This is a genomic window from Microbacterium sp. NRRL B-14842, from assembly GCF_050470785.1.
In genome coordinates, this window is record NZ_JBFLUM010000064.1 from 1 (window position 1) to 22,862 (window position 22,862).

Below are 22,862 nucleotides of genomic sequence, written 5' to 3' on the forward strand. Positions count from 1 at the left end.
GCAGCGTCGGGGCATCAGCCTCCAGCAGCCGCACGAGGAACACGGAGAACCAGTCGTCCAGCGAGTGTCCGAGCGGCAGGAACCACATCAGCCAGTCCAGCCGCAGATGATACGGAGCGAACTGCCGCGGGATCCGCCGCACGTCCCCCGGCTTCCCCGGAACTCGTACTCGCGCCAGTGCCGGCCCTCCTCGTCGTCCGACCCCTCGACGACGATCTCGACCCGCTCCCGCGTGACCGTGCCGAAGGCTCCGTAGGCGTTGGCGAGCTGCCAGCGGTTGAAGCTCGCGTTCATGAGCTGCCGTCGCGCGAAGAGGTTGCGCACCGCGGGCACGCTCAGCACGACGAAGAGCACCCCGACCGCCGAGGTCGCCACGACCCACCACAGCGGCATGCCCGACACCGTCCACGGCAGCGAGGTCTCCGGCGTCCGCTCCGGAGTCCCGATGCCGGGGAGGCCGATCGCGGAGAACCCGAGCACGATCGTGGCCCAGTTCAGCCACGCGAAGTTCCCGGTGAGCACGAGCCACAGCTGCGTCGCGATCACGATCCCCCCGGCGACGGCACCGACCCACGCGGCCCCTTCGACAGGCTCAGGGACCCAGCCAGCGCTGTCGGGGAGCCAGAGGGACAGGATCGGCGCGAAGAGGAAGAACGGCACGACGAGCTGCGCGACGTGGTTGCCGACCACCTCGAGCTTGTGGAACCACCGCGGCAGCAGATGCGCCTGGCGGCTCAGCGGCCCGGGCATCGGCTGGGTCTCGTGGTGGAAGGTCATCGCGGTGAGGTCGCGCCACTCGCGTCCGCCGCGGATCTTGATCATCCCGGCGCCGAACTCCAGCCGGAACAGCAGCCACCAGAACAGCACGATCACCACAGTCGGCGGCGGCTGGTCGTTCGAGCCGAGGAACGCCGCGAGGAACCCCGCCTCCAGCAGCAGCATCTCCCACCCGAACGAGTAGAACGTCTGCCCCACGCTCACCACCGACATGTAGCCGAACCACAGGGCGAGGAACGCGAGCATCGGCACCCACGGCGGTCCGAGCTGGGGAACCCCGACGACGAGCAGCGCGGCGACGACGATCCCCGCCAGGACAGGGCCACCAGGCGCCGGTCGGTGTAGCGGACGCGGGTGAAGAGCGTGGGGTGCAGCAGCTTCCGGCGCTCGCGCTTCTGCGTCACCCAGTCGAGCAGCACGGGCGCGGGCAGGAGCCCATGCTCGCCGAGGAGCGGACGGAACTGGTTCAGCGTCGAGACGAACGCGACGAGGTACAGCGCCGCGATGCCCCGCTGCAGGACCTCGCGGGCGAACCCGAAGTCGACCGCCGCGAACCCGTCCACGGCCACAGGCTACGCCGCGACCCGCCGGCCGATGAGGGGGTTGCGCGTTCCGGAGATCAGTTCTGCATCGCGATCTGCTGGCCCTTCACGAGCGGATACGCCGCGAGCTCGGAGCCGTCGAGATCCTCCTTGTGCATGTCCACACCCGTGATCTGGCTGTTCTCGTAGGTCGTGTAGTAGTACACGCCGGTCGCGGTGTTGGCGCACGACGAGTAGATGGTGATCTCGTACTTGTCCTCGTCGCCGACCTGCACGCACCCGCGCTGCTGGGCGACAGAGCCGAGGATCTGGAAGAACTGGCTGATCGACTCCGACTCCGACGTCCCGCACACCGAGTTCATGCGTGTGAACACCGCCCTCACGAACCGTGACGACGACGACAGGTCGCCCGGCAGGCCGATCCCGCCCATGCCCCGGCTGTAGAGGTCCATCGGGACGTCCGAGGCGAAGGTGTTCTCCGGCTGCCGCTTCGAGAGGTGCTGATAGTCGTTGAGTCGGAAGCTCTGGATGTCGAACGTGGGATTGTTCGTGAGCACGCCCCACGGGTTGTCATACACCCTGAGGCCGTCGCGCACGCTCTCGACCGTGATCGACGCGCTCTTGTCAGCGATGATCCAGTGCAGCGGCGACAGCGGGAACTCCGGGCTGAAGTTGATGTCCACGAGACTCACCGACCGCAGGGCCTCTTTCACCTCGGCCACGGTCTCGAACTGTCCGAGAACCCAGGGGATGAACTCGAACGGCGTGACCTCGGTGTCCCCCGACCCCGGTGCCGGATAGTGCGCGTTGTCCGGGAAGTTGAGCCCGGCCATGCCGAGCCCCTTCTCGTTGACGGCGTCGTAGTAGAGCGGGTAGCCGTCGGCGATCGTGGCGATCCCGATGATCGCGTGATGCGTCGGCAACGACGGCAGCCGGTGGAACGGGAACGGGAAGTTCCGCGGCGTGACGGTCACCGTCTCGTTGTAGGAGAACTCCAGATCGAGGTTCCTCCCGAAGTAGTGGTCGGCGGTCGTGAAGCTCAGTCCTGTGCACATCGGTCTCTTCCCCCCCTCCGCGACCCGGGCGGGTCGGCGAGTGCGGGCCATGCTTCCACCTTCCGGGCGTGAGCATAAGGGGGCTCACCCACGACGAAGGAGGGCCTCCCGCTGCGGGAGACCCTCCTTCGAGACGTGCGACGGGTGTCAGATCTCGCTACCGGCTCCTCCCGACGACCGGACGATAGCTCCGATCCACAATGTGACGTTCACTCCCGCGACGATGCAGAGGATCAGCGGCACCCACCCCGCAGCACTCGCTCCATCGACGAAGACCAGCAGAGCGAGGAGGGCGACTTCTGAGAGCATGAGCCCCCACAGCGTTACGTGCACCGCTCGTATATGGCGAAGGTCGGTCGACATCAAGGCGCCCGTGGACAAAACCATCAGCGCCGCTAACAACATATTGGTCATGGTTTTCTCCACCGCAGGAGACCCTTTCACGCTAATTGGGCACGCAGAAGTAGCCGGACCGCATCACCGTAGGGGCGAAGGGCAGAACTCCAGTCACCCAGGTGTGCCCTACCCAAACACCACGGCTCTTGATGTTGCAGACATTAAGGAGTGCCGCACCGAAGCCAAGGAGCGCGCCTGCCAAGGATGTGACGTTAACCGCCACCCTGATGGTGATCGACAACCTGGACGAGCTTGCTGCCGGAGACTTCGTAGTGCGTCGCGATGCGCTGGCCTCTCGCATCCGTAGCCCACGGTGTGCCAATCCTTCCGATCATTGCGGTGAGTACCCCAGTGCCGTCGTCCACGGCAGTTCTGCTCAATGAAGCCGAGCCGTCCTCGTTGATCGCGATATCCACATCGTCGGGCAGCGCATACGACAAGCGTCCGGGCGCATCCGGGCCGGTGATGACCGTGCTAATGCGCAAACCACCCTCAAGTGCCTGAATCACCCCGGTCACCTCTGACCCCTCGCCCACCGCGCTCCCGTCCTGTGCAACGGACACCTCAGCGCTTTGAACCTGCTCAGGCAGACCGATCGTGAGGCCCGTCAGCTCCCCTCCCCACGTACCGGCCGGCGAGATTTCAATCGGGTCCGAGAAGGCGCGAGGCACGGATACGGTTGCGTCCTCCCCGGCTGAGACGAGCGCTCCGTTCAGAGGCTGCAACGGCACCTGCGTCACTTCATCTGCCTGCGGATGGATCTCCGCGGCGGACGAGACGACATCCACGGCTTCCTCCGTACCGTCGATTTCAAACGCGTTCGCTGCCACACCCCCGGAGGAAGCGAGCATGGCGACTATCACGACGCTCGCGATACCGACGCGCGGGAATCGGTTCTGTCGATTCATCAGATACCTCTTCTTGTATCGAGTTCAACATCCCGCCTGTACAGGACAGTACCCGGGCTGTCGTAGGCGCGCTGTCCCCCCTTCGGGGGACAGCGCGATCAGACCGGACGATCGGAATAGCTGAGCGCGACCATGACCGTGACCGCGAGCGAAAAGGGTCGCCCACGACGAAGGAGGGCCTCCCGCTGTGGGAGACCCTCCTTCGAGACGTGCGACGGGTGTCAGCTGGTGACGGTCCAGTCGAACTGGTCGCCGTACTCCTCGAGCCACGCGTCGACCGCGTCGGCTTCCTTGCCCTCGCCGTACTCGTTGACCACGAGGTCTTCGAGCGCGCCGTACTGCTCGTCGTCCAGCTTGATCTTCTTGATCAGCTCGGCCGCCTCGGGGAACTCGTCCGCGAAGCCCGTGGTGCCCAGGAAGTGCAGGCCCTCGGCCTCGCCCATGGCACCCTTCGGGTCCTCGAGGTCCTTCACGGGGAAGGCGTCGTTCGCCCAGAACGGACGCCACAGCGTGACGACGATGTCCTCCTTCTTGTCGGTCGCGGTCTTCAGCTCGGTGAGCATCGCCGCGGTCGACGAGGTGACGAGCTCGTACTCGCCGTCGAGGCCGTACTCGGGCATCATCTTCTGGGTCTGGGCGGTCAGGCCCGCACCCGGCTCGATGCCGTAGATCTTGCCGTCGAAGTCGGCGCCCTTGCCCGCGAGGTCCTCGATCGAGGTGAGCTCGGAGTACTCCGGCACCGCGAGGGTCAGCTTCGCGTTCTTGTAGTACGTGCCGAGGTCTTCGATGTCGTCGCCGTAGGTGTCCATGTAGGAGGCGTGGGTGAGTTCAGGCCACGCCGACGGGTACATGTCGACGTCGCCCTGCGCGAGTCCGGTATAGAGCGGGCCGGCCTCGGTGAGCGTCTTCATCTCGACCGTGTAGCCGATCTTCTCGAGCTGGTCCTGCAGGAGGTAGGCGGTGCTGAGGCCGTCGGTCCAGGAGGGCAGGAACCCGAGGGTGATGGTGCCCTTGTCCTCGGCACCGTCGCCGCCGCCGCTCGTGCCGCCGGCGCCGTCGCCGCTGCATCCGGCGAGGGTGAGCGCTGCGGCTGCACCGAGGGCGGTGATGGTCAGGATCTTCTTCTTCATGTGACTCTCTCTCTTGCGTTCCGTATGTGATTCAGGAGGTGCGGACGAGGCCGCGGGACAGCTGTGCCGGGATCGAAACCGTGCCGGGAGCCGCGCCCCGGCGCCCGTTTTCCATCCCGCACCGGACGAAAGGGGTGGGGGACGGAAACGGGGGCGCGGGACAGGGGCGCTCAGGCGCGGGCGAGCTCGGACTCGGTCGGGGCGGAGTCGGCGGGCGCGGAGGCAGCGGGCTCCGACGCCACGGGAGCGGAAGGCCGGGACGAACCGCGACGCTTCAGCATGCCGAGGAGCGAGGAGCGGTTCTCGCCGGGCGCGCCCAGAGCGGCGGTCACCCGGTCGAGGAACACGGCGATGAGCACGACGCCCAGTCCTGCCTCGACACCCTTGGGGATGTTGATCGTCGAGATCGCCTCGACGACCATCTTCCCGAGCCCGTCGGCTCCGGCCATACCGGCGATGACCGCCATCGACAGCGCGAGCATGATGACCTGGTTCACGCCGGCCATGATGGTCGGCATCGCGAGCGGCAGCTGGATCCCGCGGAGGATCTGACTCGGCGTCGCTCCGAAGGCGTGTCCTGCCTCGACGGTCTCGGCGTCGACACCGCGGATGCCAAGCTCGGTCAGGCGCACGCCGGGAGGCAGCGCGAAGATCACGGTGGCGACGAGTCCGGGCACCACACCGATGCCGAAGAACACGATCGCCGGGATCAGGTACACGAAGGCCGGCATGGTCTGCATGAAGTCGAGCACCGGCTTCAACGTCGCGCGCACCGTCGCGTTGCGCGCCGACCAGATGCCCAGTGGCACCGCGATCAGCACGGCCACGACGGCGGCGACGAGGACCAGCGCGAGCGTCTGCATCGCCGGGACCCAGAGGTCCATGGCGACGATGAGCCCGAACGACAGGATCGTGCCGATCGCGAGCTGCCACGACCGCACGACCCAGGCGATCAGCGCAGCGATCACGATGATGACCGCGAAGTGCGGGGTGAGGAGCAGGCGCGTGAGGCCGTCGACGAGGAAGCTCACCACGAACGAGACCGCGTCGAGCAGGCCGTCGAGGTTGGCGGTGATCCAGTCGACGCCGGCGGCGACCCAGTCGCCCACGGGGATGCGGAAACCGTCCATCAGCGCACCTCCTCCGTGTCGACCTGGGCCTCTGAGCCGAACCCACCCTGGGTCCCTGAGCTCGTCGAAGGGCCGGGCTCGGCCGTCCATCCGTCGTCGAGCACGGCGTCGATCTCGGCCTGGGGCATGGGGGTCATCGGCAGCAGGATCTCCTCGGTCGCTCCGGGCCCGGGACCGAGCGCCGCGAGCAGGGTGACGCGCGGGATCACGCCCGCGAGGCGGCCGTCGGCATCCGTCACCGCGAGGGGCAGCGGCGACTCGACGGCGGGGACGAACAGGTTCATGAGGACGTCGTCCTCGCGGACGCTCTGCAGCACCGGCTTGATGATCGAGTCGAGGCGCGTGGCGCCCTGACGGACGAGCTTCACGGCGTCGCGGTCGGTGACGACGCCGACCAGCTGGCGATCCTTGCCGACCACGTAGGTCGCCGACATGTAGGCGTCCCGCATCTGGCGGAGCGCGGTGCGGGGACCGGCCGACTCGGCGACGACGGGGCGCGGACGCTCCATGACGTTCGCGGCGGTGAGCACGCGCGCGCGGTCGACGTCCTGCACGAACTGCTCGACGTAGTCGTTCGCCGGGTCCATGAGGATGTCCTCCGGCGTGCCGATCTGCACGATGCGCCCGTCGCGCATGACGGCGATGCGGTCGCCGAGGAACATGGCCTCGTTGAGGTCGTGCGTGATGAAGACGATGGTCTTCTGGAGCTTCTGCTGCAGCTCCAGGAGCTGCTCCTGCATCTCGCGGCGGATCAGCGGGTCGAGCGCGCTGAAGGCCTCGTCCATGAGCAGGATGTCGCTGTCGGCGGCGAGGGCGCGGGCGATGCCGACGCGCTGCTGCATACCGCCGGAGAGCTCGGAGGGCAGCTTGTCGCCCTGGCCCTCGAGTCCGACGAGGGCCAGGATCTCCTCGGCCTTGGCCTGGCGCTCGGCCTTGCCGACCCCCTTGAGCTCGAGCGGGTAGGCGACGTTCGCGGCGACCGTGCGGTGCGGCAGCAGCGCGAAGTGCTGGAACACCATCGAGATGCGGTCGCGGCGGATCTCGCGCAGGCGCGCGGCCGGGATCCCCGTGATCGGGTCGCCGCCCACGGTGACGATGCCGGCGGTGATGTCGTGCAGGCCGTTGAGCATGCGGATGATGGTCGACTTGCCCGATCCGGACAGGCCCATGATGACGAAGATCTCACCGCGGTTGACGGTGAAGCTGGCGTCGATGACCGCGGCGGTCCCCGCGTCGGCGACGGCCGTGCGGCTCTCCCCGGCCTTCAGTCGGCGGACGGCGGCGCTCGGATTCCTCCCGAACACCTTGTACAGATGGCGCGCTTCGAGTGCTGTTTCGGACACGTTTCCCCTGCGGCTCGGCCTTCGGGTGGCTGAGCCTGCTTCGGTTACGCCCGGGTGATCCTCACGAGGCCGTTCGACGTCTTCGCTGTGGCGGCACAGGCGGCGGATTTCGGATCCGCCGCAGAGGGGATCGACCGTACGCCCACGCCTCTTCGCCGCACAGCTCATCGAAGGAAGGACGTGACCGCGGACTGGTCTATGGGCCGTCAGGCCCGCAGACCAACGTAACGAAATGGCCGGTCAGCGGCAAATCCTGCTCCACGGACGTACCCGGGTTTCCGCCGCTGACCGGGGGATAGTACGAGCGTCTAGCAATCTCGGTGCGGCGTACTCACGGGCGCCGGACGGTGCGCGTCACGGTGAACTTCGGGGTGCGCCGGAGCTGGTCGGTGGGGCCGACCAGACGGCTCATCTCGGCCCGGTGGCCGAGGCTCGAGTTGTACACCGTGAACAGCTCCCCGTCCGGTCGGAGCAGACGCGCGGCGGCCTCGAACAGGCGGGTCGCGGCGCCGGTGTGCACGCTGGCGCCGAGGTGGAACGGCGGATTCAAGAGCACCGTGTCGAAGCTCCCCGCGGCGAGCGCCGAACCCGCGTCGTCGTGCGTGACCTCGACCCGGCCGGCCACGCCGTTCGCCGACGCGGTGGCACGGGCGGAGGCGACGGCGGCGGCCGAGCGGTCTGTGGCGACGACGCGGTCCCGCGGGTGGGCGAGCGCCCAGGACACGGCGAGCGCTCCGGTCCCGCAGCCGAGGTCGAGCACGCGGCGTCCGCCGTTCACAACTCCGGAAGAACGGCTGCTCTCGCCGCCGTTCCGCTCGTTCTCGGCGCGTGTCACCTCTGTTCTCCTGAGTTGTGAACCATCGAGGTCGAGCACCTCGAGCAGGACCCGGGTGCCGATATCGAGGCGGGACCCGGCGAAGGCGCCGCCGTGGGCCACGAGGACGAGGTCGCCGTGCCGCGCGGTGACCGGGAACGGCGGCGACTCGGGCACCGGGAGCGGCTCGGAGGCGACGAGCAGCCGCGACTTCCGCTCGGCGCGCTGCGCCTGTACCCGGGCGAAGCTCCGCCCCAGTACCTCGTTCTGCGCCAGAGTCATGTGCTTCACCCGACCGCCGGCGACGAGCACCGCGTCAGGCGCAGCCCACCGGGCGACCGCATCCGCGATCTCCTCCAGTTCGGCGAGGGCCTTCGGGAGCTGCAGCAGCACCAGTTGCGCACCGGCGAGCAGGCTCTCGTCGAGTTCGTGCGGGGTGAACCCACCGATCCCGAGCTCCTCCGCATTGCGGGCGAGCGCGCGGCGTCCGGTCGCGAGATCCTGGTGCACACGGATCCCGCGCCGCCCGGCCGCCGTGAGAGCGAGCGTGATCGCGCCGTACTCGTCTCCGATCACGACCGTCTCGGACCCTGGCACGTCGAGGGCGAGCGCCCGTTCCACGAGCAGCAGATCGGTCGCATCGTGGGCCTGGAGGTTGTCCGCCTCGACGTCGGGCCAGCGACGCAGACGACTGTAGGGGAACTCCGGCACCAGCCCACTGTACGCGGCCGCCTCACCCTCTCCCCGCGCACAGCTTCGGAGCTGACGGCCGGCACGCCGCCCAGAACCGCCCGTCAGGCGGCGTGTCGACAGAGATCTCCGAAGCTGTGCCTGCCCGCGAAGGAGAGGGTTGACACGGAACCGGGTCCCATGGTTACTTAGTCAAGTAAGTAACCCAGCAACCATGGAGGACTCGTGATCGAAGAAGGCAAGCCGCTCTTCCTCCAGATCGCCGAGCAGATCGAGGACTCCATCCTCGACGGCTCGCTGGCCGAGGAGGCGCAGGCCCCTTCGACGAACGAGCTCGCCGCGTTCTACCGCATCAACCCCGCCACCGCTGCGAAGGGAGTCGCCATGCTCACCGACAAGGGAGTGCTCCACAAGCGCCGAGGCATCGGCATGTTCGTCTCGGAAGGCGCCAGGGAACTGCTCCTCGGCGAGCGCCGCGCGGCCTTCGCCGACCGCTACATCGACCCGCTCCTCGCGGAGGCCCGCACGCTGGGTCTCGGCGCGGAAGACCTCGCGGACCTGCTCCGGCAGCGCGCCGCATCCGCCCCCACCCCAGAAGGGAAGAACCCCGCATGACCGCCGTCATCGAGGTGCAGAACCTCACCAAGCGCTACAAGGAGAAGAGGGCGCTCGACAACGTGTCGCTCTCGCTCGAGGGAGGCTCGATCTACGGGCTCCTCGGCCGCAACGGTGCCGGGAAGACGACACTCATGTCGATCCTCACGGCGCAGAACTTCGAGTCCTCCGGCACTGTGAAGGTGTTCGGCGAGCACCCGTACGAGAACGCCCACGTGCTCGGCCGGATCTGCTTCGTCCGGGAGAGCCAGAAGTACCCGGACGACGCGACCCCGCGGCACGCGTTCGCCGCCGCGCGCCTGTTCTTCCCGCACTGGGACCAGGACCTCGCGGACGAGCTCATCGCGGAGTTCCAGCTGCCGATGAAGCAGACCATCAAGAAGCTCTCCCGCGGGCAGCTCTCCGCGGTCGGCGTCATCATCGGCCTGGCCTCCCGCGCCGAGATCACGTTCTTCGACGAGCCCTACCTGGGGCTCGACGCCGTCGCCCGGCAGATCTTCTACGACCGGCTCGTGGAGGACTACGCGGAGCACCCGCGCACGATCATCCTCTCCTCGCACCTGATCGACGAGGTCGCGAACCTCATCGAGAAGGTCATCGTGATCGACAACGGCCAGATCCTCCTGAACGAGGACACCGATGCCGTCCGCGACCGCGCCGTGACCGTCGTCGGCGACGCCGCCAAGGTCGACGCCTGGACCGCCGGCCGCGAGGTGCTGCACCGGGATGAGCTCGGCCGCGTCGCCTCGGTCACCGTGCTCGGCACCCTCACCGCCGACGACCGCGCCGATGTGCGGGCCGCGGGTCTCGACCTCGCCCCCGTCTCGCTGCAGCAGCTCATCGTCCGCCTCACCCAGAAGGCCGAGAGCCGCGGCGCCACGAGAGCCGATGCCACCACGGAAGGAGTCCGCTGATGCGACGCACACTCAACGTCATCCGGCTGCAGCTCATCAACCGGCAGACCTTCGTCTGGGTCCCGCTGATCATCCTCGGCTCCGCCGTCGTGATCTCGGTCCTCATCTACGCGATGATCCCGGGCGATGCCCCCAAATACGGCGGAGGCGGCCAGGCGCCGCTGTGGTACTTCTTCGCGATCGGTCTGTCGGCCATGACGCTGACCTTCCCGTTCTCGCAGGCCATGAGCGTCACCCGGCGCGAGTTCTTCATCGGGACGCTGCTGACCGCGATCCTCGGGAGCGCACTGCTCGGGGTGCTGTTCCTCCTGGGCGGTGCGATCGAGCTCGCCACCAACGGCTACGGCGTGAACGGCTGGGTCTTCCACCTGCCGTGGCTGTGGGAGGCCGGCCCGCTCGGCGCCTTCGTCGTCTACTTCACCCTCGCCCTGTTCTTCTTCGTTGTCGGGTTCACCGGCGCGACCATCTACAAGAGCTGGGGTCCGATGGTCCTCACCATCGTCGGCGTCGCCCTGGCGCTCCTCCTCGTGGGGGTCGTGTACTTGGTGACACGGCTTGAGCTGTGGGGCGACGTGTGGCTCGGCATCCTCGACCTCGGCGCCGTGGGCCTCGCGCTCTGGGGGCTCGTGGTCGTGGCCGTCCTCAGCGTCATCTCGTTCCTCGCGTTCCGTCGGGCCACGCCCTGACGTGAGGATCCGAATCCGCTGATGCCGCGGCTGCGCACCCCGCGCGGTCGCGGCATCCGCGTCCTACCGCCTCTACCCGGCGGCCCGAGCCGGGGCAACCCGGTGGCCGCGGGCGGCCCTCGGCCCTATCCTCGCCAGAGAGGACCACCCGACCGCCGCGAGGAGAGGATGACGTGACGCCTGACCTTTCGCGCCTGCGCGTCCGCGAGCGCCGCTCGTACGTCGCCCGCACCATTCGCGAGGCGGTCCGACCCGCCCGCCTGCTCCTCGTCGTCAAGACGGCGCTCGCCGTGGGGCTCGCGTGGACCATCGCGCCGCACATGCCGGGAGTCACCGACGAGTACCCGTACTACGCACCCCTCGGCGCGCTCGTGAGCATGTATCCGACGCTCATGGGGTCCATGCGGTCGAGCCTGCAGACCCTGTTCGGCCTGGCCACCGGTATCGGTCTGGCCGCGGTGATCGTGCTCACCGTCGGACCGACGTGGTGGACGATCCCCCTCGTCGTCGGGCTCGGCGTCCTCGTGTCCGGCACCGGCTGGTTCGGCGTCGGCAAGGAGTACGTCCCGATGGCGGCGCTGTTCGTGCTCATCATCGGCGGTCAGAACGCGGACGACTACTCCGTCGGCTACCTGGCCCAGATGGGGGTCGGAGTCGTGATCGGCCTGGTGGTGAACCTTCTCTTCGCACCCGCACCGCTCATCGGATCGGCGGAGGCGCGGGTGGACGAGTTCCGCCGACAGCTCGCGGGACACCTGCACGACATCGGCTCCGCGGTCTCCGAATCCTGGCCGCCGGAGACCGCGCAGTGGGCGGACGATGCCGCCGCGCTCGCCGAGACCACTGCCGACCTCCGTGCGGCCCTGGCCGAAGCCGACGAGAGCGTGCGCTACAACCCCCGAGCCCGCCGTCGGCACGCGGGAACCGCCCACATCCACGAGCAGCTCTCCACCCTGGACCGGATCGCGCACCTCATCCGCGACATCGCCGACGCCACGGCCGACACGATCTGGGAGCGCCCCGCCGGCATGCCCCTGGACCCCGCGCTGCCCGAGCCGTTGTCCGCGGCCTGCCACGCCGTCGCCGACGTCATCGCCGAGGACGACCCCGCCTCGAGCGCGGCGCACCGCCGTCGCGGCGAGGCGGCGCGGGCGATCCGGCTCCTGCTGGAGCGCGTCGACGACCGCACGTTCGACGTCCGCAGTTCGATGGGACCGGGCGTGCTGACGGCGATGCACCTCCGCCGCATCCTCATCCTCAGCGGCGAGCGCCCCGACGACGACGACGAGTGACTCAGATGGTGTCGTCGGCGACGACGATGTCCATCTGCCAGTACCGGCCGGTCGGGTCGGTGTCGTCGTGCGCGGCGTCGGCGGCGGAGAGCACGTCGTTGATGTTGTGCATCACGTCGTCGAACTCGGCCTCCGTGAGGCGGATGGTGCGCTGCACGAATGACGCGTGCACCTCGGCCGTGCGGCCGGAAACGTACTCCGGCGTCCAGGCCATCACCCGCCGCACGAGGTCCTGGTGGTCTTCGGCGAGCGCCGCCACGACGGCCCCGCCGAGCGCCTCGTCGGGCACGGGGTTCTCCGGACCGCCGACGTTGAGGGCCCCTTTGCGGCCCGTCCACACGCGGTCGCGGCGGTCCCTGGCCTGCTCCGGCGCCTCCTCGATGAGCCCCGCCTCGGCGAGCACTCGCAGGTGGAAGCTGGCGCTGTTGGCGGGCACATCGAGCTCGCCCGCGATGTCCGCCGCGCGCAGGAATCCCCGCCGGGCGATCAGGCGGAGGATCTGTCGGCGCAACGGGTGCGAGTAGGCCTTGAGCATGGCCGACGTCATGAAGGCGGCGTCCTCCCGGGAGGTCGTTTCCGCGTCGTCGGCCATTCCCCGATCCTAGTCACGCAATTCCGCACGAATAGTTGCGCAATTAGTCTTGCGCAACTATCGTCGAGCCATGACGATGACGCCCACCCCCCACCGCCTGTCGCGGAACACGCGTTACCTCACCTGGCTCATCAGCGACACGAGCAAAGGCCTGGCGTCTGCCCTGTTCGGATTCGCCGTGCCGCTGCTCGCGCTGATCATCACGAACGACCCCGCGCAGGCCGGCGTCATCGCAGGTGCGGGCATGGTGGCCCGCCTGCTGCTCACGCTGGTCGGCGGCATCCTGGCGGACCGGCACCGGCGCATCGTGCTCATGCTCGTCGGCTCGATCCTGGGGATCGTGATGGCCGGAGCCTTCACGCTCCTCGCTCTCGGCGGCGCTCTCACCTTCGCGACCCTCCTCGTGATCGACGTGCTGTTGGCCGCACGGAGCGGCCTCTTCGACGTCGCCGGCGAGAGCGCATTGAAGGAGATCGTCCCGGATGACGCGATGGGGCGGGCGCAGGCCGCGAACCAGGGGCGCGACGCCGCCCTCCAGCTCGCGGGCGGACCCCTGGGCGGGCTGTTGCTCGGCGTGGGCGGCTGGCTCGTCGGTGCCGTCATGACCCTCTGCCACCTCGTCGCGGCCGTGACCGCCGGGTTGCTCGGCCGTCAGACCAGGCGAGCGGGCCTCGCCGACACCGGTGCCGAGGAGGACGCGGACCTCGACGCGCCCACCACCCGCCCGAACGCCTGGCGGGAGTTCCGGGAGGGATTCGGCTGGCTGCTGTCCCGCCCCGACCTCGGCGGCGTCATGCTCATCATGACGATCATCAACCTCGGCTTCAACGCCGCGATCACCACCGTCGTCTACGCCCTGCAGCAGGCGGGGCACTCCGAACTGCTCATCGGCACGGTCAGCGCGGCGATCGGCGCCGTGATGCTCGTCGGCGCGGTCGTCGCCCCGTTCCTCGTGCCCCGGATCCCGGCGGGGGTGCTGACGATCGGCGGACTCACGGTCGTCGCCCTCTGCGCCGTGGTGTTGTCGGTCGTGTCCGCGCCGTGGGCCGTCGCGGTCGTCCTCGGTGCCTCGGTGCTCCTCCTCCCCGCCCTCAATGCGGGGATGATGGGCTACTTCATGGTGGCCACGCCCTCCCGACTGCTGGGGCGCGCGAACAGCGCCATCGGCGTGCTTGCGATGGGAGCCATGCCGCTCGCCCCCCTCATCGCCGGCTTCGGCCTCGCGTGGGCGGGACGCCAGGGCACCATCCTGATCTGCGCAGCCCTGTGCGTGCTGGCCGCCGCCCTCGCGATCGGGAATCGCGCCCTCCGCAGCCTCCCCGTCGAGTCTCGGTGGGCCGCGCACGCCGCCCAGTACGAGGCGGACTGAGGCTCCGCGCTAGGGCGCGACCGCCAGCACGGTGATCCCCGCCGCCGCGGAGGCTACGGCGAGCACCAGCGCGATCGCGATGAGGATGACGTGCACGCGGAGGAACGGGGTGGCCTTGCCGTTCTCGTCCCTGGCGCGCGGATCGTTCGCGACCCGCTTGTAGAACCGCGGCCAGACGAGCACGTTGAAGCCGGCATTGAGGAACAGCACGACGACGAGAGCGATCACCCCTCCACGCTATCGAGGGTGTCGTCGCCCCACGGATTCGGGCGTCGGAATTCTTGGACCGCGACATGTATCACCGAGCCCTTGCCGTGCTCCTGGTAGGTGTGATCACAATGGGCTTCATGATCGACGGTGCCCCCGGCGCCGCCTTCGATCCGGCATCCGACGACGGGCGCGCACGCTGGGAACGTGCCGCGGACCTGTTCGATGCGTGGCGCGATGGCGACGGCCGCTCGATGGACGACCTGGTGCGGCTGATGACGCCGGTGCTGTGGCACGTCGTGCGCGCCTACGGCCTCGAACGCACCCTCGCGGAAGACGTCGTGCAGACGACCTGGCTCCAGCTCGTGCGCGGCCACGGTGCCATCGCCGACCCGCGGGCCGTCTCCGCGTGGCTCACGACCACCGCCCGCCGCGAGGCCTGGAAGGTCGGCAAGGCGAACGGTCGCGTCGACACCGCGGAATCCGACGACCTGGACGCCCTGCTTCCGGAGCAGGCGTCCGCCGAGGAGCACGCCACGCTGGACGACGAGAACCGACGGCTCTGGGCCGCGGTACGCCGCCTCGCCGAGCGCTGCCAGCGTCTCCTCCGGGTGATCGCCTTCGAGGACCGCCCTGACTACGCGCGCCTCGCCCGCGACCTGTCCATGCCGGTCGGCAGCATCGGGCCGACCCGCAGCCGCTGCCTCGCGAAGCTCCGCGACCTCCTCGACGCCCCGGCCCGTCGGACGGAGGGACGATCATGAGCGATGAGGACGACGCCCGGCTCTTCGCCCGCCTGCGCAGCCTCTGGGGAGAGGTCGATCCGGTCCCTGCCGGGCTGATCGACCGGATGGTCGCCGCGGTCGCGGCGGACGGGCTCAACCGCGAGTACGCGCTGCTCACCCTCGTGGAGGGCCAGCTCGGCACGGTCCGCGGCGAGACCGACGCCCTCACCCTCCAGTTCAGCGACGGCAGCACGAGCATCCTCCTCCACGTCACGACGACCGCGTCCGGACGACGACGGATCGACGGCTGGGTGGACACCGCCGCTGCGGAGATCGTGTTGCTGCAGGGCGAGCGCGAACGCCGCACGACCCCGGCGGAGACCGGCCGATTCATGTTCGACGAGGTGCCGTCGGGGCTCAGCCGCGTGCGCCTGACCGCGACGGTCGGCGACGAGACCCGCACCCTGGAGACCCCGCAGTTCGAGTTGTGACCCCGCATCGCCGGCGCCGTCGCCGTCGATGCCCACGGAGAGGATGACCGATGGAGCAGCCCCAGGGATGGACCTGGCAGGACCGCGCGGAGGGATCGATCCGCCGCGGGACCGCCCTCGACCCCAGCACCGAACCGGTGGACGGGATCCGAGCGTTCCCCACCGCGTACCTGCCGGAGCGCCTGCTGATCACGCGTGCCCTCGACGAGCAGGAGGCGTACGACCGCGAGCTGCGCGCCCTGAGGGATGCCGCCGACTCCTTCGGCTGGCGGCTGGAGCTGGAGTCGCCGGAGCGGGAGATCGGGAACGGCGAGCTCGTGCCGGGTGTCGCGGGGTTCCTGCGGGCGCGCTTGACCACGCCGGATGAGCCGACCAGGGGCGAGTCCCCCGTGGCGCCCGATGCCTGGCGGGTGCTGCAACGCGCGCGCCGTCTGTCGCGCTCGACGATGCCGCGGACCAGCCTCGAGCACGTGCTCTCGATCGATCCGGTCGGGCTCAACCCGTTCACCCGCACGAACCCGTTCACGCGGACGAACCCGTTCACCCGGACGAACCCCGTCCGCGGTGCGGCACCCGGCGGAGGCGGCAGCGACGACTACCTGGAGCCCGGACGCGGGGCGCGGCAGCCGGTCACCTGGCTCGGTCCCGCCCCGGCCCGCGCCGCCGCTCCGAAGCGCGGACGACGGCCGGTCGTGGCGATCCTCGACACCGGGTGCGGGGAGCACGCCTGGCTGCCGTCCGACATCGTCACCCGGCACGTGGAGCTCGACGGCGTCCCCGTGGGCTTCACGGACGACGCCGACCCCGAGCGCTACCCCGACCTCTACGGCCAGCTCGACGGCGAGATCGACGCGGTGGCCGGGCACGGCACCTTCATCGCGGGCCTCGTGCGTCAGGCCGCTCCGGACGCCGACATCCTGTCGATCCGTGTCGCCGGCGCGCTCGGGGTGGTGGACGAGAGCACGCTCCTCGAGACCGTGGCGCAGGTCGTGGAGCTGCTCCGGCGGCATCGGGAGGATCCGACGACGGGCTTCCCGATCGACGTGCTGAACCTCTCCCTCAGCTACTACCACGAGACCCCGACCGACGGGCTCTTCAGCACGACGCTGTACGAGCTGCTCGCGAAGGCCAGGGAACTCGGCTGCGTGGTCGTCTGCTCGGCCGGCAACGACGCGATCGACCGCCCCTCCTTCCCCGCGTCGCTGTGGCCGTGGCCCGGCGCCGACAACGGGCTGCGGTCCGACGACGGGGCTCCGCACGTCTCCGTCGGCGCCCTGAACCCGTCGGCGCACTCCGTGGCCCTGTTCTCGAACGTCGGCCCGTGGGTGCAGGTGTACGCCCCGGGCGCCGCGGTGGTCAGCACCTCGCCGGCCTTCGTCGGCGGCGCGCAGGCCGCGACCCGCGCAGACGTCGACGGGCTGCCGCGCGAGACGCTCGACCCGGACGACTACCGAGGCGGCTTCGCGGTGTGGAGCGGCACCTCCTTCGCGGCGCCGTACATCGCCGGACGGGTCGCCGCCCAGCTCGGCGCCGTCCCGACCCAGGGTGTGAAGCCCGCCGTCGCCGCGAAGGCCGTCGCCGCCGTCCTGACGTCGCTGCCGACGCCGCACGAGAGGTCCTGACGCCTCTCACCCTTCCGCACGACCACCCCGGCACGGCATCCTGGACGGATGCCCCTGTCCGCGAGCGCGCTGCACCGACGCGGCGTCGAGGCGGCCAACGCCCGGCAGTTCACCCGCGCCCGGCGGGAGCTGGAGAAAGCCGCCGCTCGCACGGACGACGTCGACCTCCGCGCGCGGATCGACGGCACGACGGCGTATGTGCTCGCGCAGACCGGTGAGCCCGCGGCGGCGGAGGCGCTGTGCCGGGAGGCCCTGGCCAGGGACGGACTGCAGGCCGAGACGGTCGCCCTCCTCGGCGGGCAGCTCGGCGCCCTCCTCATGCACGGCGGACGGATGGAGGAGGCCGAGGCGAGCCTGACCGCCGCGATCGACGCCCTCACCGCTGCCGGTGCCGAGACCACCGCGCTCGCGAACTGTCTGATGAACCGGTCGGTGGTGCGGATGCAGCGCCATCGTCTGGACACCTGCATGGCCGACCTCCGACGTGCGATCGGGATCTACGAGGCGCACGAGGAACGGGACTCCCTCGCCGAGGCCACGCACAACCTCGGCTATGCCGCGCTGCTCGGCGGGGACCTCGTGTCGGCGCTGCGCCTGATGGCCGCGTCCCGGCCGACGTTCGCGGCCACCAGCGCCCTGGCCACCGCCATCAGCGACCTCGACCGCGCCGAGGTGCTCCGCGACGCGGGCCTGACCACCGAGGCGGAGGCGCTGCTCGGCCGCGTGGCCGTGCAGTTCGGTGCACAGCGGATGCGCCAGGCCCGTGGTGAGGCCGAGTTCCACCTCGCCCGCTCGCTCGTCCGGCACGACCCTCGGGCGGCCGAGCGCGCCGCCCGCACCGCCGCCCGACGCTTCACCGCCCTCGGCAGCAGCGGCTGGGCGGCCAGAGCCGCCGCGGTGCAGCTGGAGGCGCGGCAGCGGATCCGGCCCGACCGCCCCCTCGATGCGGACGCGTGGGAACGCGTGGCGCAGGAGCTCGACCGGAGCGGCTTCCGCACCGAGGCCACGGCCCTGCGGCTGAGCGCCCGCCGCGACGGCACCGGCCGCCTCCCCCGCGTCCCCGCCTCGGCCCCGACGCCGCTGCGGCTCCGTGCGCAGGAGGTCCGTGCGGCCCGCGCCGCCGGACGCGGCCGTGACGGGGAGGCGCTGCGCGCCGCGGCCGCCGGGCTTGACCTGCTGTCGGCGTGGCAGCGGTCGTTCGGCGCCCTCGACCTGCAGGCCTCCGTCGCCATGCACGCCAGCGACCTCGTGTTCACCGGGCTCGCCGCCGCCGTCCGCCGCCGCGACCCTGCGACGCTCTTCGAGTGGTCCGAGCGCGCCCGGCACCTCAGCCAGCAGGTCGCCCCCGTCCGCCCCCCGCACGACGACGCCCTCGCCGCCGACCTCGCAGAACTGCGGATGCTGCGTGCCGACCTCGCGGGGGCGGACTGGACGACCGACCCCACCGTCCGCGCGCTCCGCGACCGGGTGCGGGAGCGGCAGTGGTCCGCCACCGGCTCGGGAGCGACGAGGGAGCGCCGGACGCTCGCCGAGACCTCCGCGCTCCTGCCGTCCGATACGGCGGTGCTGGCCTACGTCTACACCGGCACCGGCCTGCACGGGGTGGTGGTGCGGCCGGACGGCGCGACCGTCGTCGACCTGTCGTGGTCGCGGGTACGGACCGCTCTCGACGGCCTGCGCGCCGACCTCGACATGGCCGCGCTCACGCGGGGCGGCGCGATGGGGTCGGTGACCGCGCGCGCTCTGACGGCACGCCTCGCAGTCCTGGACGACGAGTTGCTCGGGCCGATGCGCCGGGCCGCCGCGGGCGCCGAGCGGTTGGTCGTCACCGTTCCCGGAATCCTCGGCGGGGTGCCGTGGGCCATGCTCCCCGGCATGCACGGCGTGCCGTTCACCCTCGCGACCTCGGTCTCGCGCTGGTTTCACGGCACGACGGCCGCCGCCTCGACCCCGAGCGTGGGCTTCGCGGCGGGACCACGGGTTCCGCGGGCGGCGGAAGAGGTCCGGCGCGCGGCGGATTCATGGACGACGCGGGGGGCGACCCGCCTGCTGCAGGGCACCGAGGCGACCGTGACCGCCGCCACGGCACTGGCCGCTTCCGTCGATGTGCTCCACATCGCCGCGCACGGACGCCATGCGGTCGACAATCCTCTGTTCTCCGGCTTCGAGCTCGCCGACGGGGTGCTCTTCGGCTACGACGTCGACCTCATCCCCCGGGTGCCGCGGACCGTGATCCTCTCGGCGTGCGAGCTGGGGCGCTCCTCCGTGCGCTGGGGAGAGGAGGCCCTGGGCATGACGCGGGTCTGGCTGCACGCGGGCGTGGACTCGGTGATCGCGGCCCCGGTCACGGTGCCGGACGACGACGCCTGCGAGCTCCTCACCGCGGTCCACGGCGGCCTCTCGACCGGTGCTTCTCCCGCCGACGCCCTGGCGAGCGCCGCGCTGACGACGGGGGTTTCCGCCCCATTCCAGTGTCACGGCAACGGATTCTGACTTTTTTGCCGGACCGAGGTATCAGAATCGCACCCACCCTCTCCTGTTCTTCGGAAGGTGTCGAGCGACAGGCCTCGAAGGGAGAGGCCCGAGGGAGGCGCCGTCGGTTCTGGGGAAACGCCGCTGGGGAGCGGGAAGACGAGACGGACACCATCTGCTCGGGAGCGTCACGGTATGCAGCCGCGACGCTCTCGCAGGGCCTCGGCGATCTGGGGACGCCGAGGCCCTCGGGGTGTCCGCGGGCGGCCGGAGCGCCTCAGGCGAGGAGGACGCTGTACCCCGCGGCGCGCAGCGCATCGACCGCGGCGCCGTCGGCTCCTCGATCCGTGATGACGGTGGCGAAGAGCTCCGACCCGCCGACCGTGGAGAACGCCTCGACCCCGAGCTTGCTGCCGTCGGTCACGACGACGGCGCGCCGCGCACGCTCCGCCATCATCCGGTTCACCGCCGCCTCGCGCTCGTCCTGCGTGGTCGCCCCGGCTGCCGCGTCCATCCCGTTCACACCGATGAAGGCGAGGTCCAGCCGCACCCCGCGGAGCAGCTGCTCGACGAACGGGCCCACGAGCTCGTACGTGCGCGAGTGGATGACACCGCCCGTGACGACCACCTTGATCTCCGGCCGGGTGGCGAGCTGCGCGGCGATGTTCACGGCGTTCGTGACCACCGTGATCCCGCCCTCCGCTGCCAGGTCCTCGCGGGCGGCGAGCGCGGCCGCGATGGCCGTGGTCGTCGTGCCGCCGGAGAGCCCGACCACCATACCGGGGGTGACGAGCGCCGCCGCGGTCTGTGCGATGCTCTCCTTCTCGTGCGTGCGGAGATGGCTCTTGTAGCGGAGGGGCAGTTCGTAGGCGACGGTCTGGGCAACGGCGCCGCCGTGCGTGCGTGTGAGCAGCCGCTGCTCGGCGAGGGAGTCGAGGTCGCGGCGGGTGGTGGCCGGAGAGGCTCCGAACCGCTCCACCAGCTCCTCCACCGTCACCTCCCCGTCCGCCGCGAGGAGGTCGAGGATCGCGTGCAGTCGGGCCGCGCGCTTCACCGGTCGTCGTTCCGCGTCGAGGTCGCAGCTGTGCCGGGAACCTCTGCGACCGGAGCGGGATTCTGCGACGAAAGCAGGGCGAACAGTCGCAGCATCCGGGCGGCTTCGTCCGCGAGGGCGGCGCGGGCGGGAGCGAGGTACTTGCGGGAGTCGACGAGACGCTCGTCGGCGGCGAGCACCTCGCGGACCGCGCGCGTGAAGAAGCCGTTGAGGTGGGTGGAGACGTTGACCTTCGTCATCCCGGCGCGCACGGCGTCGGCGATCACGGCGTCGGCAACCCCGGAGGAGCCGTGCAGCACGAGAGGCACGTCCGTCCCGTCGGAGGCGGCACCGCGGAGGGCCGCCCGCAGGCGGGCGATGAGGTCGAGGTCGAGGGAGGCGGTGCGGTCGGTCATGGCGTGCGACGACCCCACGGCCACGGCGAGCGCGTCCACCCCGGTCGCGGCGACGAACGCCCGCGCCTCGTCCGGATCGGTGCGCACGCCGGGGGCATGGGCGCCGTCCTTCCCGCCCACCTCGCCGAGCTCGCCCTCCACGTAGACCCCTGCCGCGCGCGCCCGGGCGGCGACCTCGGCGGTCACCGCCACGTTCTCGTCGTAGGGCAGCGCGCCGCCGTCGAACATGACCGAGCCGAAGCCGAGGGCCACCGCCTCGTCGACGAGCTCCGGTCGCTCCGCGTGGTCGAGGTGCACCGCCACCGGGGTCTCCGCGCGTCCTGCCGCGGCGAGCGTCGCGAGGGCGATCGGCTCCAGACCGCCGTGATAGTCGCGCAGTTCTGCGAGATCTGCAGGATCACGGGGAGCTGTGCGAGTGCGGAGGCCCGCACGAGGCCCTCCGCGGTCTCCAGGTGGATGACGTTGAAGGCACCGATGCCGGTGCCGGCGGTGGCAGCCGCGGAGACGAGCTCCCGGGCGGAGACGAGGGTCACGAAGGGTCCTTCCGGAAGGAGGCCGGGGTCGGGGCGGGACACGCGGAGCTGCTCCTCGAGCGCGCGCCAGCGGGGAGAGATGTCGCCGGCGAGCGGCATGAGCACGGCGGCCGCCGACCACGCGGTCGCGCGGCGGAGGATGACCTCGGGATCACGCTCGCCCTCCGCGGAGAGCACGGCGCAGGCCGCGACCGCGGCGTCTCCCGCACCGGTCGGGTTGCCGGAGAGCGGCTCGTCGAGTCGGGCGTGCAGGAGATCGGTCGCGGTCACCGCGAGCATGCCGTCGGCCCCGAGCGACAGGAGCACGAGCTCGGCGCCCCGGGCCAGCAGCGACCGGGCCCCCTCGACGGGGTCGTCGATGCCGGTGGCTTCGGCGAGCTCCGCGGCATTGGGTTTGAGCACGGTGGCTCCGGCGTCGGCGGCGCGCAGGAGGGCCGGGCCCGAGGTGTCCACGATCACCGGGACCCGGGCGTCGGCGCCCACCGCGACGAGCATCGGCACGAGCGATTCCGGCGCTCCCGGGGGGAGGCTCCCGGAGGACGACGAGGACCCCGGCGCCGGGAAGCCGGTCGACGATCTCCGCGAGAAGCCCGCCCCACTCGGCATCGGTGGGGTTCACCCCTCGTTCGTTGACGATCGTGGTGTCGCCCGCGGCCTCGTCGACGAGGGCGATGCTGCGACGGGTGTCGGCCGCGACGGGCACGAGCACATGGGGCACGCCGCTGGCCGTGAGCTCCGCGGCGAACTCCGCGCCGACCGGACCGCCGGCCGTGGTCAGCGCGAGGACGGACGCCCCCTCGGCGTGCGCGACCCTGGCGACGTTGAGGCCCTTGCCGCCGGCGCGGGACGCCCCGGTGTCCGTGCGGTGTGTCCCGCCTGCGACGAGGCGATCGACCCGCCAGGTGAGGTCCAGAGCCGGGTTCGGGGTGACGGTGAGGATCATGCGAGCTCCCTGGCACGGAGGGCGGCGCCGATCAGTCCCGCGTTGCCGGACAGCTCGGCGGGGACGAGCGCGGGGAGGCGGTGGAAGCTGAGACGCGCCGCGAGACGGGTCCGCAGCTCGTCGAAGAGCGCGCCGCCCGCCCGCGACAGTCCGCCGCCGATTACCAC

General features: G+C 70.8%; 19 protein-coding genes and 4 pseudogenes. 9 read left to right on the top strand and 14 right to left on the bottom strand.

Going from position 1 to position 22,862, the window contains the following annotated elements; all coding sequences use genetic code 11:
• The 8 genes and pseudogenes from AB1285_RS24165 to AB1285_RS24200 all read right to left on the bottom strand — a co-directional run.
• Positions 1 to 1,340 (bottom strand): annotated as a pseudogene (locus AB1285_RS24165) (lipase maturation factor family protein); the annotation flags it as partial.
• Positions 1,341 to 1,396: 56 nt separating this feature from the next.
• Positions 1,397 to 2,374 (bottom strand): choloylglycine hydrolase, encoded by a 978-nt coding sequence (gene bsh, locus AB1285_RS24170; protein ID WP_370428157.1) that lies wholly within the window; start codon positions 2,372 to 2,374, stop codon positions 1,397 to 1,399.
• Positions 2,375 to 2,521: 147 nt separating this feature from the next.
• The gene (locus AB1285_RS24175) at positions 2,522 to 2,800 is read right to left on the bottom strand and encodes a hypothetical protein (RefSeq protein ID WP_370428158.1); all 279 of its coding nucleotides are present in this window, start codon (positions 2,798 to 2,800) and stop codon (positions 2,522 to 2,524) included.
• Positions 2,801 to 2,982: 182 nt separating this feature from the next.
• Positions 2,983 to 3,678 (bottom strand): hypothetical protein, encoded by a 696-nt coding sequence (locus AB1285_RS24180; protein ID WP_268777533.1) that lies wholly within the window; start codon positions 3,676 to 3,678, stop codon positions 2,983 to 2,985.
• A gap of 221 nt (positions 3,679 to 3,899) precedes the next feature.
• The gene (locus tag AB1285_RS24185; RefSeq protein ID WP_259951737.1) at positions 3,900 to 4,808 is read right to left on the bottom strand and encodes a glycine betaine ABC transporter substrate-binding protein; all 909 of its coding nucleotides are present in this window, start codon (positions 4,806 to 4,808) and stop codon (positions 3,900 to 3,902) included.
• Between the two features lie 170 nt (positions 4,809 to 4,978).
• Positions 4,979 to 5,938, bottom strand: coding sequence for an ABC transporter permease (locus AB1285_RS24190; protein WP_259951736.1), 960 nt, complete (start codon positions 5,936 to 5,938; stop codon positions 4,979 to 4,981).
• Positions 5,938 to 7,281: a quaternary amine ABC transporter ATP-binding protein gene (locus tag AB1285_RS24195; RefSeq protein WP_370428159.1), complete on the bottom strand. Its 1,344-nt coding sequence runs from the start codon at positions 7,279 to 7,281 to the stop codon at positions 5,938 to 5,940. Before AB1285_RS24195 ends, AB1285_RS24190 begins: the two co-directional genes overlap by 1 nt.
• A 331-nt stretch (positions 7,282 to 7,612) precedes the next feature.
• A complete protein-coding gene (locus AB1285_RS24200; RefSeq protein WP_370428160.1) occupies positions 7,613 to 8,806 on the bottom strand; it encodes a class I SAM-dependent methyltransferase in 1,194 nt (397 codons plus the stop codon).
• Positions 8,807 to 9,010: 204 nt separating this feature from the next.
• On the opposite strand from AB1285_RS24200, the gene AB1285_RS24205 reads away from it, so the two are divergent.
• The 4 genes from AB1285_RS24205 (at position 9,011) to AB1285_RS24220 (ending at position 12,292) form a co-directional block, all read left to right on the top strand.
• On the top strand, positions 9,011 to 9,400 hold the full coding sequence (locus AB1285_RS24205; protein WP_025104181.1) for a GntR family transcriptional regulator: 390 nt from the start codon (positions 9,011 to 9,013) through the stop codon (positions 9,398 to 9,400).
• Positions 9,397 to 10,314 carry an ABC transporter ATP-binding protein gene (locus AB1285_RS24210; RefSeq protein ID WP_187662888.1) on the top strand — a complete coding sequence of 306 codons (918 nt, stop codon included), beginning with the start codon at positions 9,397 to 9,399 and terminating at the stop codon, positions 10,312 to 10,314. Before AB1285_RS24205 ends, AB1285_RS24210 begins: the two co-directional genes overlap by 4 nt.
• Entirely contained in the window at positions 10,314 to 11,000 is a 687-nt protein-coding gene (locus tag AB1285_RS24215; RefSeq protein WP_187662887.1) for a hypothetical protein, read from the top strand. Before AB1285_RS24210 ends, AB1285_RS24215 begins: the two co-directional genes overlap by 1 nt.
• Before the next feature lie 173 nt (positions 11,001 to 11,173).
• Positions 11,174 to 12,292, top strand: a complete 1,119-nt coding sequence (locus tag AB1285_RS24220; protein WP_370428161.1) for an FUSC family protein — start codon at positions 11,174 to 11,176, stop codon at positions 12,290 to 12,292.
• 1 nt (position 12,293) lies between these two features.
• Here AB1285_RS24220 and AB1285_RS24225 read toward each other — a convergent pair whose 3' ends face one another.
• The gene (locus tag AB1285_RS24225) at positions 12,294 to 12,884 is read right to left on the bottom strand and encodes an ArsR/SmtB family transcription factor (RefSeq protein ID WP_187662885.1); all 591 of its coding nucleotides are present in this window, start codon (positions 12,882 to 12,884) and stop codon (positions 12,294 to 12,296) included.
• Positions 12,885 to 12,954: 70 nt separating this feature from the next.
• Between AB1285_RS24225 and AB1285_RS24230 the strand changes: the two genes are divergently transcribed.
• Positions 12,955 to 14,253 carry an MFS transporter gene (locus tag AB1285_RS24230; RefSeq protein WP_370428162.1) on the top strand — a complete coding sequence of 433 codons (1,299 nt, stop codon included), beginning with the start codon at positions 12,955 to 12,957 and terminating at the stop codon, positions 14,251 to 14,253.
• 9 nt (positions 14,254 to 14,262) lie between these two features.
• Here AB1285_RS24230 and AB1285_RS24235 read toward each other — a convergent pair whose 3' ends face one another.
• Positions 14,263 to 14,481, bottom strand: coding sequence for an SCO4848 family membrane protein (locus AB1285_RS24235; RefSeq protein WP_259951727.1), 219 nt, complete (start codon positions 14,479 to 14,481; stop codon positions 14,263 to 14,265).
• A gap of 119 nt (positions 14,482 to 14,600) precedes the next feature.
• Here AB1285_RS24235 and AB1285_RS24240 point away from each other — a divergent pair, with 119 nt between their 5' ends.
• Genes AB1285_RS24240 through AB1285_RS24255 form a run of 4 tightly spaced genes read left to right on the top strand, consistent with a single transcriptional unit; the run spans position 14,601 to position 19,791 of the window.
• Positions 14,601 to 15,224, top strand: a complete 624-nt coding sequence (locus AB1285_RS24240) for an RNA polymerase sigma factor (protein WP_232089144.1) — start codon at positions 14,601 to 14,603, stop codon at positions 15,222 to 15,224.
• Positions 15,221 to 15,676 carry a hypothetical protein gene (locus AB1285_RS24245; protein ID WP_268777540.1) on the top strand — a complete coding sequence of 152 codons (456 nt, stop codon included), beginning with the start codon at positions 15,221 to 15,223 and terminating at the stop codon, positions 15,674 to 15,676. The genes AB1285_RS24240 and AB1285_RS24245 overlap by 4 nt, the downstream gene beginning before the upstream one ends.
• A gap of 50 nt (positions 15,677 to 15,726) precedes the next feature.
• Entirely contained in the window at positions 15,727 to 17,298 is a 1,572-nt protein-coding gene (locus AB1285_RS24250; protein ID WP_370428163.1) for a S8 family peptidase, read from the top strand.
• A 48-nt stretch (positions 17,299 to 17,346) separates the two neighbouring features.
• Positions 17,347 to 19,791 (top strand): CHAT domain-containing protein, encoded by a 2,445-nt coding sequence (locus AB1285_RS24255; RefSeq protein ID WP_370428164.1) that lies wholly within the window; start codon positions 17,347 to 17,349, stop codon positions 19,789 to 19,791.
• Between the two features lie 256 nt (positions 19,792 to 20,047).
• Here the strand turns inward: AB1285_RS24255 and AB1285_RS24260 are convergent, their stop codons facing one another.
• The 4 genes and pseudogenes from AB1285_RS24260 to AB1285_RS24275 form a co-directional block, all read right to left on the bottom strand.
• A complete protein-coding gene (locus tag AB1285_RS24260) occupies positions 20,048 to 20,824 on the bottom strand; it encodes a DeoR/GlpR family DNA-binding transcription regulator (protein WP_366237205.1) in 777 nt (258 codons plus the stop codon).
• A pseudogene (locus AB1285_RS24265) lies at positions 20,821 to 21,752 on the bottom strand (class II fructose-bisphosphate aldolase). Before AB1285_RS24265 ends, AB1285_RS24260 begins: the two are co-directional and overlap by 4 nt.
• 141 nt (positions 21,753 to 21,893) lie before the next feature.
• A pseudogene (locus AB1285_RS24270) lies at positions 21,894 to 22,358 on the bottom strand (PfkB family carbohydrate kinase); the annotation flags it as partial.
• 70 nt (positions 22,359 to 22,428) lie between these two features.
• Positions 22,429 to 22,695 (bottom strand): annotated as a pseudogene (locus AB1285_RS24275) (PfkB family carbohydrate kinase); the annotation flags it as partial.
• Positions 22,696 to 22,862 lie beyond the last annotated feature (167 nt).